Source organism: Pseudomonas sp. DNDY-54 (assembly GCF_019880365.1).
Lineage (GTDB): Bacteria > Pseudomonadota > Gammaproteobacteria > Pseudomonadales > Pseudomonadaceae > Stutzerimonas > Stutzerimonas stutzeri_P.
The window spans coordinates 4,019,224-4,031,705 of sequence record NZ_CP082271.1 but is presented as its reverse complement, the minus strand read 5'-3'; the positions used below and the strand labels follow the sequence as shown (position 1 = coordinate 4,031,705).

General features: G+C 63.0%; 9 protein-coding genes. 7 read left to right on the top strand and 2 right to left on the bottom strand.

Translation table 11 applies throughout. From position 1 onward, the window contains the following. Positions 1–43: 43 nt before the first annotated feature. A complete protein-coding gene (locus K4O48_RS18670; protein WP_222909829.1) occupies positions 44–1,276 on the top strand; it encodes a sensor domain-containing diguanylate cyclase in 1,233 nt (410 codons plus the stop codon). Here K4O48_RS18670 and K4O48_RS18665 read toward each other — a convergent pair. Beyond that, positions 1,260–1,661: an acyl-CoA thioesterase gene (locus tag K4O48_RS18665; protein WP_222909828.1), complete on the bottom strand. Its 402-nt coding sequence runs from the start codon at positions 1,659–1,661 to the stop codon at positions 1,260–1,262. The two genes, K4O48_RS18670 and K4O48_RS18665, sit on opposite strands and share 17 nt — an antisense overlap. A gap of 218 nt (positions 1,662–1,879) precedes the next feature. On the opposite strand from K4O48_RS18665, the gene K4O48_RS18660 reads away from it, so the two are divergent. The 6 genes from K4O48_RS18660 to K4O48_RS18635 all read left to right on the top strand — a co-directional run bounded on the left by K4O48_RS18660 (position 1,880) and on the right by K4O48_RS18635 (position 10,357). Further along, positions 1,880–2,848 carry a PstS family phosphate ABC transporter substrate-binding protein gene (locus K4O48_RS18660; RefSeq protein WP_222909827.1) on the top strand — a complete coding sequence of 323 codons (969 nt, stop codon included), beginning with the start codon at positions 1,880–1,882 and terminating at the stop codon, positions 2,846–2,848. Positions 2,849–3,059: 211 nt separating this feature from the next. After that, positions 3,060–5,336 carry an ABC transporter permease subunit gene (locus K4O48_RS18655; protein WP_222909826.1) on the top strand — a complete coding sequence of 759 codons (2,277 nt, stop codon included), beginning with the start codon at positions 3,060–3,062 and terminating at the stop codon, positions 5,334–5,336. 126 nt (positions 5,337–5,462) lie between these two features. Further along, positions 5,463–7,079, top strand: a complete 1,617-nt coding sequence (gene pstA / locus K4O48_RS18650) for a phosphate ABC transporter permease PstA (protein WP_222912163.1) — start codon at positions 5,463–5,465, stop codon at positions 7,077–7,079. 81 nt (positions 7,080–7,160) lie between these two features. Further along, complete coding sequence (gene pstB, locus K4O48_RS18645) at positions 7,161–7,991, top strand: phosphate ABC transporter ATP-binding protein PstB (RefSeq protein ID WP_222909825.1); 831 nt, start codon at positions 7,161–7,163, stop codon at positions 7,989–7,991. A gap of 307 nt (positions 7,992–8,298) precedes the next feature. Then, positions 8,299–9,024, top strand: coding sequence for a phosphate signaling complex protein PhoU (gene phoU, locus K4O48_RS18640; RefSeq protein ID WP_222909824.1), 726 nt, complete (start codon positions 8,299–8,301; stop codon positions 9,022–9,024). A 466-nt stretch (positions 9,025–9,490) separates the two neighbouring features. Further along, positions 9,491–10,357: a DMT family transporter gene (locus tag K4O48_RS18635; RefSeq protein ID WP_260523664.1), complete on the top strand. Its 867-nt coding sequence runs from the start codon at positions 9,491–9,493 to the stop codon at positions 10,355–10,357. Between the two features lie 609 nt (positions 10,358–10,966). Here the strand turns inward: K4O48_RS18635 and K4O48_RS18630 are convergent. After that, the gene (locus K4O48_RS18630) at positions 10,967–12,340 is read right to left on the bottom strand and encodes a GTPase/DUF3482 domain-containing protein (protein ID WP_222909823.1); all 1,374 of its coding nucleotides are present in this window, start codon (positions 12,338–12,340) and stop codon (positions 10,967–10,969) included. Between the last annotated feature and the right edge of the window lie 142 nt (positions 12,341–12,482).

The window sequence follows — 12,482 nt, the reverse complement described above, 5'->3', positions numbered from 1 at the left end:
GTCTAAGTGATATCATGGCGCGGCCTGCACACGAGCGACGCCCATGCGAACCCTGGAACATCCATCCGCTGAAGATTTTCGGGATACGCCCTATGGCAGGCAACTGCTCAAAGGGTTTCGCCATCTCTCGTTCGCGCCCGACCTGGAGCAGGACTTCCGGCGGTATCTGAATCATCAGGCGCGCTTGGCTCAGCAGCTCGGTGCCTGTCTGTTGCTGTTGGTCGTGGGAGGCTATCTCTATGCCGAGCGGCAGATTTTCATGGGTTCGGACCCGGCCTGGTTGCGCGAACTGACGTTGCTACGCCTGTTGCAGATGGTGCCAGGGATGGCAGTTTTGGTGATGAGCCTGTTTTACAGGCGCGTGCGGGTTCTCGCCAACCGGCTCTTTCCGATGTTTATCGTGCTGATTGGCTTGGTTGCGGCGCGCATCGATATTCAATACGAGCTGATGCAGCCTGAACTGGCGCTCCGCTATGGCGCCGGTCTGCTGATCGTGTGCTCGTTCTTCTTTCTCGGTATCACGTTCTGGCGCGCATTGAGCTGTGCTGCGGTGATCGTTCTGTTCGACGTGCTGGCTGCGGCAGTGATTCTGCCTTCCAGCGAGATGCGAGTGCATTGGATATCGGTCAGCTACTACCTGATTTTGCTGGTGCTCGGCGCGATAGGTCGCTACGTACACGAGTACTCCCAGCGCGAGCAGTTTCTGGTGCGCAAGCTGCTGGGCTGGGTTGCACAGCACGACGCACTGACCGGGCTGGCCAACCGACGCAGCTTCGATGCCGCGCTGCAGCAAGCGCTTTTGCAGGCACGGCGCGAGCGTCAGCCCCTGGCGTTGCTGCTGCTCGATCTAGACGATTTCAAAAGCTATAACGACAGCCTGGGCCATCCGGCGGGCGATGCGTTGATCAAGGAATTCGCGACCCTTCTGGGCCAGTTCGCGCGCCGGCCGCTTGACCTTGCGGCGAGGGTTGGCGGGGAAGAATTTGCGCTGCTGCTCTATCACTGTGATGGTGCGGCGGCAAAGACGATCGCCAGTCAGATCCTGGCGCGGCTTGCCGAGCGGGCTCTCCCGCACCCGTCTTCGGTGCGGGGCGACGGTGTCGTCACCTCGAGCATCGGGGTTGCGATGTTGCAGCCAGGACAGACGCCGGAACAGTTGTATCAGGCCGCTGATGCTGCACTGTACCGGGCCAAGCAGGCGGGAAAAAACTGCTACGCGGCAGGCAGTTCGGCTGCCGACACGACCGGCAGTTTTACGCTTAACGGCGTGGCGTGACCGGCCGGGTGCGGCCGCTGCCGTCAATGGCGACAAAGACAAATACCGCTTCGGTGACCTTACGCCATTCACTGGACAGCGGATCGTCGCTCCAGACTTCGACCAGCATGCGGATCGAGCTGCGGCCAACTTCTAGCGTCTGCGTATAGAAGGACAGCTGCGCGCCCACGGCCACGGGCACCATGAAGGCCATGCGATCGATTGAGACGGTCGCGACACGCCCGCCCGCCGCCCGGCTGGCCATTGCCGTTCCAGCCAGATCCATCTGGGAAACCAGCCAACCGCCGTAAATGTCCCCAAAACCGTTGGTTTCCCGTGGCAGGGCAGTCAGTTGAAGAGCGAGATCGCCCTGTGGAATGGGATCTTCCTGTTCGTAGTCTTTCATCGGTAGGACTCGCGGCGCGTTTGTTGTTCTGGCGCGGAAGCCCGCATCAGTGCGAGCGCGGCCGAGTATAGCGGCTGAGTGCTGCGGCAGCGACCGAGACCGATGAACTTCCCGGTCGTCACCAGATTGTCATATTCCCTTCATAGAGTGTTCACACGGCCTGCAGACAATGGCCCCCGTTCCAACACACTCGAGCACACCCCTGCTAGGAGCAAGGTATGACACTGAATCGTTTGATGGCGGCCCTGACCTTTGTTGCCGCTGGTGTAGGCGCTGCCAACGCAGTTGCCGCTGTTGATCCGGCGCTGCCGGCCTATGAGAAGACCTCTGGTGTCTCGGGCAACCTGTCCAGCGTCGGTTCCGACTCGCTGGCCAACCTGATGACCCTCTGGGCCGAAGACTTCAAGCGCAGCTACCCGAACGTCAACATCCAGATTCAGGCGGCCGGCTCCTCGACCGCACCGCCCGCGCTGACCGAGGGCACTGCCAACCTCGGCCCGATGAGCCGCCCGATGAAGGACAACGAAATTCAGGCCTTCGAAGAGAAGTACGGCTACAAGCCGACCGCCGTACCGGTTGCTATCGACGCCCTGGCGGTATTCGTTCACAAGGACAACCCGATCAAGAGCCTCGACATCGAGCAGGTCGATGCGATCTTCTCCAGCACCCGCCTGTGCGGTGGCGAGCAGGACATCAAGACCTGGGGCGACGTCGGCCTGACCGGCGAGTGGGCGAGCAAGCCCATCCAGCTGTTCGGTCGTAACTCGGTATCCGGCACCTACGGTTACTTCAAGGAAGAAGCCCTGTGTAAGGGTGACTTCAAGCCCAACGTGAACGAGCAGCCGGGTTCCGCTTCGGTGGTGCAGTCGATCTCCAGCACCCTGAACGCCATCGGTTACTCGGGCATCGGCTACAAGACTTCCAGCGTCCGCGCCGTTCCCCTGTCCAAGGGTGGCGAGGCTTTCGAAGCCAACGAAGAGAACGCTCTGGCTGGCAAGTTCCCGCTGGCTCGCTTCTTCTACGTCTACGTCAACAAGGCGCCGAACAAGCCGCTGAGCCCAATCGACGCTGAATTCCTCAAGCTGGTGCTTTCCAAGCAGGGCCAGGAAGTCGTGGTCAAGGACGGCTACATCCCGCTGCCTAAGAAAGTCGTCGACAAGACGCTCAACGAACTGGGTCTGAACTAAGACCTGAAGCTGGCCTCGCGGCGCTTGCCGCGAGCTGAGCAGACGCCCGCCACGCCTTTGCGCGCTGGTGGGCGTCGTCGCGTCATCGCGCTGTAATTTTTCTGTCACACGGCTGCATTAAATTAGGCGCCCGACCGGCCCACCAAGCCAGGAAACGACTCGCGCCAGGCGGCGCAGCAGTTTTAGCGGCCTGAGCGGCCAGGACCTTCGCATGAACGATATCGAGACCATGAGCGCGAATTCCGATGTGCAACGGCTGGACTTCAACACCCCGGCTCTGCAACGCAAGCGCCGCATCCGTGCGCTGAAAGACAATCTGGCGCGCTGGTACGTCTCCATTGGTGGCCTCGCCGTACTTGGCGCCATCTGCCTGATCTTCTTCTATCTCGCCCAAGTCGTTGCACCCATGTTCCAGGGTGCCGAACTCGAAGCACGCGACGCGCAGCAGCCGGCCTGGTTGGCTGACGCCGGCGAGCCCTTGCTGCTGGCGATGGAAGAGCAGAACCAGGTCGCGATGCGCTTGGGCAATGATGGCGCCGTGCGTTTCTTCAGCGTTCCTACCGGCGAATTGCTGCGCACGGTCGAGCTGCCATTGCCCGCCGAGAGCCGGATCGTCTCGGTGGGCCAGGATACGCCGGGCAACCGTCGCATCGTGCTGGGGTTGAGCGACGGTAAGGTGTTGGTGGCCGAGCACAATTACAACGTCACTTATCCGGACGGCCAGAAAACCATCACGCCGCAGCTGGACTATCCCTTCGGCGAAGCGCCGCTGAACCTGGACCCGCAGGGCCGACCGATCGAGCACGCGGCGATCAGCCTCAACGGTTCGACCCTCATGGTGGCGGGTGCAACCGATGGCGCACTGCATGCGCTGAAAATCGCTTCCACCGAAAACCTGATGACGGGCGAAGTCAGCCTGGAAGAGGAGCGCATGGCGCTTCCCCAGCTCGCCGATCCGATCAAAGCCTTGCGCGTCGATCCGCGGCACATGTGGTTGTTCGCCGTGAGCGGTCGCTCGAACGTCGATGTCTTCGATCTGCGCCGCAAGCAACTCAACGGCCGCTACAAGCTGATCGGTGGCAAAGGCGAGATCACCACGGTCGCGTCGCTGCTGGGCGGCATCTCCCTGATGGTGGGTGACTCTACGGGCGGCATTGGCCAGTGGTTCATGGTGCGCGGTGACGACGGCCAATCCGAATTGAAGAACGTGCGCAATTTTCAGCTGGACGGCCAGCCCATCACTCAGATTCTGCCGGAAGAGCGTCGCAAGGGCTTCCTCGCCCTCGACAGCGACGGCACCTTGGGCATTTTCCACAGCACGGCCCATCGCACGCTGCTGACCGATCAGGTGGCTGACGGCGCCGCGGTTGCCGCCATGTCACCGCGCGCCACGCGGTTGCTGGTGGAGTCGGGTGATCAGCTGCAGCGCTTCGTGATCGACAATCCGCATCCGGAAATATCCTGGAGCGCGCTGTGGGGCAAGGTCTGGTACGAAAGCTATCCGGAGCCCGATTACGTCTGGCAGTCGACTTCCGCTACCGGCGACTTCGAGCCCAAGCTGAGCCTCTCTCCGCTGGCGTTCGGCACCCTCAAGGCGGCGTTCTACGCGATGCTGCTGGCTGCACCGCTGGCTATCTGCGCGGCGTTCTACACCGCGTACTTCATGGCCCCGGCGTTGCGCCGCAAGGTCAAGCCAGTGATCGAGCTGATGGAGGCGCTGCCGACGGTAATTCTGGGCTTCTTCGCCGGCCTGTTCCTCGCGCCCTATCTGGAAAATCACCTGCCCGGCATCTTCAGCCTGCTGCTGCTGATGCCCGTGGGCATCCTGTTGGCCAGCTGGCTCTGGAGCCGGTTGCCGGAGAACGTCCGCCTGAGCGTTCCGGATGGCTGGGAAGCCGTGCTGCTGATCCCGGTGATCCTGTTCGTGGGCTGGGGCTCGTTGGCGGTCAGCGGCTATCTGGAGAACTGGTTCTTCGGTGGTGACATGCGCCTGTGGCTGTCCAATGAAATGGGCATTCCCTTCGATCAGCGCAACGCCTTGGTGATCGGCCTGGCCATGGGCTTTGCGGTAATCCCGACCATCTACTCGATTGCCGAAGACGCCGTATTCAGCGTGCCGCGCAGCCTGACCCTGGGGTCGCTGGCCCTCGGCGCAACCCCCTGGCAGACACTGACCCGCGTGGTGCTGTTGACGGCCAGCCCGGGCATCTTCTCCGCGTTGATGATCGGCATGGGCCGCGCCGTGGGTGAAACCATGATCGTGCTGATGGCCACGGGTAACACGCCGATCATGGAAGCCAATATCTTCGAAGGCATGCGCACGCTGGCGGCCAACGTGGCGGTGGAAATGCCCGAGTCGGAAGTGGGCAGTACGCACTACCGCGTGCTGTTCCTCGCCGCCATGGTGCTGCTGATGTTCACCTTCGTGATGAACACCCTGGCCGAACTGATCCGCCAGCGTCTGCGCAGCAAGTACGCCAGCCTGTAACAAGAACCACGCCTTCGGGCACCGACGCAGCCCGCTGTGGCTACGACACGATTTCGCTAAAGGTATCGATCCGTGAAAAAGGATTCGCTGAAAACCTGGATCAAGAGCGGCACCCCCTGGGTCTGGATGAACGCCGGCGCCGTGTCCATCGCCGTCATCATGACCCTCGGTCTGCTGGCAGTGATCGCCGTGCGCGGCCTGGAGCACTTCTGGCCCGCTGACGTGATCGTCGCCGACTACCACATCCCCGGTGAGCAGCCGCGGGTGATGGCCGGGGAAGTGGTGCAGGCGGAAGAAGTGCCACGCGCGCGCCTGGCGGCCAGTGGGTTGCCGGTTGATGTCGAGGGCGGCGAGTTCATGACCCGCGAATTGCTCAAGGTCGGTAACCGCGAGGTCTACGGTGCTGACTTCTCCTGGATCGTCGGCGAGTGGCTGAGTAACCCGCGCACACCGGACGATCTGGTTGCGCTGGAGCGCCGCGAGTGGGGCAACTTCTATGGCGAACTGCTGAACGTCAAGGAGAACGGGCAGCTCGTCGCCGAGGGCGATGCGGCCTGGCGCGAGCTGCTGCAACGAATCGAGCGCATCGACGAGCTGCATGCGCAGATCGCCCAGCTGGAAAAAGTCGATATCGGGCGCATCAACCATGGCCTCGAACGCCTTCGCTTGAAGACCCGCAAGCTCGAGCTGGACGACCAGCTCGACGCCGCGGCTCAGGCTGAACTGGACGCCGAGCGCGCAGAGTGGGACGCCGAATACCAGTCACTCGAGGGCGAGCTGACGGCGCTCTATCAGGGCTTCAACCGCGACAGCATCACCATGCGCACCATGGACGGCCAGGAAAAGGAAATCACCCTCGGCAAGATCGTCCGCGCCTATCGCCCCAACGCCATGTCGACGCCCGAGAAGCTCGGCTTCTATTTCGCCAAGGTCTGGGAATTCGTCAGCGATGAACCCCGCGAAGCGAATACCGAAGGCGGCATCTTCCCGGCGATCTTCGGCACCGTGCTGATGACCATCATCATGGCGGTGATCGTCACCCCGTTCGGCGTGATCGCCGCGGTCTACCTGCGCGAATACGCCAAGCAGGGCCTGCTGACCCGCATCATCCGCATCGCGGTCAACAACCTCGCTGGCGTGCCCTCGATCGTCTACGGCGTGTTTGGTCTGGGATTCTTTGTGTATGTTCTGGGCGGTTCGCTCGATCGCATCTTCTACCCCGAAGCGGCACCGGCGCCGGTATTCGGTACGCCCGGCCTGATGTGGGCCTCGCTGACCCTGGCAATTCTGACCCTGCCGGTGGTGATCGTCGCCACCGAGGAAGGCCTGGCGCGTATTCCGCGAATCCTGCGCGAAGGCTCACTGGCACTGGGTGCGACCAAGTCAGAAACGCTATGGAAAGTGGTGCTGCCCATGGCCAGCCCGGCGATGATGACCGGCCTGATTCTCGCCGTGGCCCGTGCCGCCGGTGAAGTGGCGCCGCTGATGCTGGTTGGTGTGGTCAAGCTGGCGCCGAGCCTGCCGCTCAACGGCAATTACCCCTACCTGCATCTCGATCAGAAGATCATGCACCTGGGCTTTCACATCTACGACGTCGGCTTCCAGAGCCCCAACGTCGAAGCGGCACGGCCGCTGGTTTACGCCACCGCGCTGTTGCTGGTGCTGGTGATCGCGACGCTGAACCTCAGCGCCGTCGTGATTCGTAACCACCTGCGCGAAAAATACAAAGCGCTCGACCACTAATAGCCGACAGACCCGCTGGAGGCCCGGCGCTGCAGACATCAGCAGCCCGCGCTTCTAGCCTCCAGCGATACGGAGACATCCATGTCACAAGCAAAGACGCACACCATCGACATTTCGGCGCTGGGTCGCGATAAGCGCGCGCTGAGCCTGGCCAACGAACCCGTCGCCATCGAAGTGCCGGACCTGAGCCTGTACTACGGCGAGAAACAGGCGCTGTTCAACGTCAGCATGAACATCCCGCGCCAGCGCGTGACCGCCTTCATCGGCCCGTCCGGCTGCGGCAAGTCGACGCTGCTGCGCTGCTTCAATCGCATGAACGATCTGGTCGATGGCTGCCGCATCGACGGCGCCATCAACCTCGATGGCCACAACATCTACCGCAAGGGTGAGGACGTCGCCGACCTGCGCCGCCGCGTCGGCATGGTGTTCCAGAAGCCCAACCCGTTCCCCAAGAGCATCTACGAGAACGTCGTCTACGGCCTGCGCATTCAGGGCATCAAGCAGAAGCGCGTGCTTGACGAGACCGTCGAGTGGGCCCTCAAGGGCGCGGCGCTGTGGGAGGAAGTGAAGGATCGCCTGCACGAATCGGCCCTCGGCCTCTCAGGTGGTCAGCAACAGCGACTGGTCATCGCCCGGACCATCGCCGTGCAGCCCGAAGTCTTGCTGCTCGACGAGCCAAGCTCGGCCCTCGACCCGATTTCCTCGCTGAAGGTCGAAGAGCTGATCTACGAGCTGAAGGCCAAGTACACCATCGTCATCGTCACCCACAACATGCAGCAGGCCGCGCGGGTGTCGGATTACACCGCCTTCATGTACATGGGCAAGCTGATCGAATACGGCGACACCGATACGTTGTTCACCAATCCCGAAAAGAAGCAGACCGAAGACTACATCACCGGCCGCTACGGTTGATGCCATGGGAAATCTCCTCTGGCTTTGTCGGGCGCGCTTGCCGTACTACTCGTACTGTCAGCGCACGCCCTCTGCGCCAGTGAAGATTTCCCAAGGGCCTCAACGTTAGCTCGACTATTTCCAGGTGCGCTGCGCATCAGAGCCGCCGCCTAGCGGCAGCCTCCTCGGAGCGAGAGCAATGATCAGCGGCGTAGGGTGGGCTTCAGCCCACCGAACTCAGTGTCTGCGCGCCGCCTTCTAGCGCAGCACGATTTGCCAAAGGCCGGACCGTCCGGCGAGAGAACAACCGTTTCGGAAGGGTTCGCACATGATCAGCAAAGACAGCCACACGCAACACATCTCCCAACAGTTCAACGCCGAGCTGGAAGAGGTGCGCAGTCACCTCCTGGCCATGGGCGGGCTGGTGGAGAAGCAGGTCAATGACGCGGTCACCGCGCTGATCGAGGCCGATTCCGGGCTGGCGCAGCAGGTGCGTGACGTCGATGACCAGATCAATCACATGGAGCGCGACATCGACGAAGAGTGCATCCGCATTCTCGCTCGCCGCCAACCGGCCGCCTCCGACCTGCGCTTGATCATCAGCATCTCCAAGTCGGTCATCGACCTGGAGCGCATCGGTGACGAAGCAACCAAGATCGCCCGCCGCGCCATCGAGCTGTGCGAAGACGGCGAGTCGCCGCGTGGCTATGTCGAGGTGCGCCATATCGGCGATCAGGTGCGCCGGATGGTGCAGGAAGCGCTTGATGCTTTTGCCCGCTTCGACGCCGACCTGGCGTTGTCTGTCGCGCAGTACGACAAGACCGTCGACCGCGAGTACAAGACCGCGCTGCGTGAACTGGTCACCTACATGATGGAAGATCCACGCTCAATCTCCCGCGTGCTGAGCGTAATCTGGGTGCTGCGTTCACTGGAGCGTATCGGCGACCACGCACGCAACATCGCCGAAATGGTGATCTACCTGGTGCGCGGCACCGACGTGCGCCACCTGGGCCTCAAGCGCATGGCTGAAGAGGTTGCTAACAAGCGCAGCTGAATTGATTGCTCGATGGCCCTGGCTGGTGGGCTGAAGCCCACCCTACATGGAGTTCGAGCCAGTGGCTGGCTGCGTTTGAATGGGTGAAGGCCGCGCTCTGCGTCATCCCACTCGCTGTGCACATCGTCCCGCCTAGGGTTGGCTTTCAGCCCACCCTAGGCACTGACGTCCGTCACTTGGGCCTGAAGCGCATGGCCGAAGAGGTCGCTAACAAGCGCAGCTGATTCGATTGCTCGACGGCTCTGGCTGGTGGGCTGAAGCCCACCCTACATGGAGTTCGAGCCAGTGGCTGGTTGTGTATCGACTGCAGTAAGAAAGGTGGGGCGCGGCGCTCGGCTTCATCCTATCCGTTAGTCCGCCCGCCCCGGCGGTAGGGTGGGCTTCAGCCCACCGAGGGCATGCCCGCTGTCGTGTGCTCAGCGCGGCGTCACTGTCTCACTCAGGTAATCGATCAGCGCCCGCTGCTTTGGCGGCAGATGCAGGTTCTGCCGCCACAGCAACCAAGCAGCGCCCTGGTAGGAGCCGCTTTCTGGCGATTCGCTTCGGGCTGACCTTCGTTGTTCTCATACCGCAGCTGCGCGGCGAAGGGCGGCGCGCGATTCGTCCGGGTTTGCCGCTGGGCCTGGTGATGTTGGGCATCTTTCTCTGTGAGACCTGGGGCGTGAAGCTCACGACGGCCAGCAACGCCGCCTTTCTGATCAGCCTCTGCGTGGTGTTCACACCCTTCGTGGAGTGGGCGATGTTGCGCCAACGTCCGAATAACCAACTCTTTGCTGCCTGTGCGCTCTCGCTCGCCGGCGTTTGGTTGCTGACGGGAGGCACGGCGATATCGCTCAATCTGGGTGACGGGTTGATGCTTGCAGCCGCGGTACTGCGCGCCGTGCTGGTCTGTTGGACACGGCGGCTGACGGCCGATCTGCAGGTGCCGCCGCTGGCGTTGACAGCGGTGCAAAGCGGGGTCGTGGCGGCGGGTTGCCTGGTGCTCGGCTTGTCGCTGCCGGGTGGCTTGCCGGTCTTGCCGCAGAGCCCGGCATTCTGGGCGGCGACCCTGTATTTGGTGGGCTTCGCCACGCTGTTCGCGCTATACGTGCAGAACCTGGCGCTGGGCCGAACCAGCGCGACGCGGGTGTCGGTGCTGATGGGCTCCGAGCCGCTGTTCGGTGCGCTTATCGCCGGGCTCTGGCTCGGTGAGCGGCTGGGTCTGCAGGGTTGGATCGGTGGATTGCTGATCGTGGTGGCGACGCTGGGCACCTTGCGTCGTGGTCGCGCGGAGGCACTCGTCGAGGGCGAGGGCAGGGTGCCGGCCGCCTGTCCAGGCGCGCCCGTGCTTTAGGGGAGATTGGCCATTGCGCGGTAGCACTACGGTGGGCTGAAGCCCACCCTACGGCCGAGCGTAAGGTGGTGCATGTAGGGTGGCTTCAGCCCACCAGAACCCACCAGAAACTCCGCCGGTCAGCCAGTTCGTCGTCGGCGAACCGCAGCCCACCAATGAACAGGCCAAATGGACCAGCCCTGTAGGGTGGGCTTCAGCCCACCAGAGCCCATCGGAAACCGCGTCGGTCAGCCGGTTCGTCGTCGGTGGACCGAAGCGCACCGATAGTCAGGCGAAATGGATCAGCCTCGTAGGGTGGGCTTCAGCCCACCAGAACCCAACAGAAGCCGCGCCGATCAGCCAGTTCATTCGTTGGGCGAACCGCAGCGCACCCATGGTCCGGCGAAACGGATCAGCCTTGTAGGGTGGGCTTCAGCCCACCAGAACCCAACAGAAGCCGCGCGTCGGTCAGCCAGTTTGTCGTCGGCGAACCGCAGCGCACCAATGGTCAGGCGAAATGGACCATCCATGTAGGGTGGGCTTCAGCCCACCAAAATCCATCAGAAACCCCGCCGGTCAGCCAGTTTGTCGTCGGTGGGTCGAGGCGCTCCAATGGTCAGGCGAAATGGATCAGCCCTTACGCAGGTCGGCTTGTAGCGCATCGAGCGCGGCTTGGCGCTCGTTGTCCTGCGGTCGGGCATCGGGATTCAGCGACGACCATCGTGGATGCGCGCGGCAACGGTGCAAGGCCTCGGGCAGTTTGCCCTCACGCCAGGCCTTGTCGTCCGGGGTATCGAGGCGGATGGCCTCCATCGCTGCGTGACCGCGAGCGGCAAGGGCCGCCAATAACTGCCGTTGGCGCACGGCGAGCAGGCGCAGTACGGCATCATCGACCGTGAGTTCGCGCTGACCCTTGAGCTTGCCCAGCAGGCGGTTGCCGTAGTGGCGAGCGGTCTGCGTTCCGCCACCGGCGATAGCGCCGAGTAACGCCGCTGCGCCGAGCGTGATGCCGCCGACCATCAGGTCCACCCCAGCACCAGCTGCTGCGCCCGCTGCCATCCCGCTACCAATTTTCACGCCGAGCTGCTTCAGGGTTTCCGGATTGAACAGGTCATCGCCCCAACGACCGCCGAGCAGCGGCAAGTCGGCCGCTGCCGCATCCTGCAAGCGGAAGCCGTAGAGGCGAAGCAGGGATTCGACGCAGCGCTGTTCGCGGGCGCGCACGGCATCGTGCAGCTCACGGATGGCGCCGCGTTCCAGCTCCGGTTGGGCGGCGACGCTGCGCCGACAGGCCGCCACATCCACCAGCAATTCGGCGATCAGCCGATGACCCTCGCTCAGCCGGGCCAGGGCCTGGGCTTCATGATCGTCGATCAGGCGTTGCAGTTTGGGGCGCGACTGCTCCAGCAACAGCGCGAGGCTTTCATACAGGCGACGCTCGCCATCGATCGGCGGGGCCACGCTGTCAAAACGTACCAGTGCGTGAAGGCCCAGGCGCGCCAGCGCTTCACGCCATTGCTCTTCACGGTGGCCGGTCTGGGCAACAAAGTTGAGTACCGGCAGCAGCGGTTTGCCACAGCCGGCCAGCACCGCCAGCTCGTCCTTGTACTTCGCCAGCACCGGTTCGCGGGCGTCGATTACATAAAGCCCGGCGTCGCTGGCGAGCAGCTGACGCAATGCTTTGGCCTCCTGCTCAAAGCGCTGTCGCGCCTCGCTGCCATCGAGAAAGCGGGCGGTGCGGGCTGGGCCGTCGAGACGCTCGCCGGGCCGTTCGATCCGCTCAAGATGGTCGAGCAGGGCGATGGCGTCTTCCAGTCCGGGCGTGTCGTAGAGTTCCAGTAGCGGCTCGCCGTCCACCGAAAGCCGCGCGCCCTCGACGTGGCGGGTGGTGCTCGGCCGATGCGAGACCTCGCCAAAGCTGACATCACGGGTCAGGGTGCGCAGCAGCGACGTTTTGCCGACGTTGGTGTGGCCGACCAGCGCGAGTTTTAGAGGTGCGCTCATGGGCGTGGTCTTCCGGGTGTTTTGATGAGTCTCGTCTGGCTTTCCGCCACCCTGCGGTTGCAACCTGCGTAATGGTTTGCACGGCAGTGGAGCGAGTGCTCCTCGCCAGGATTGTCTAGCGAAAGCTCCCAATCAGCGAATT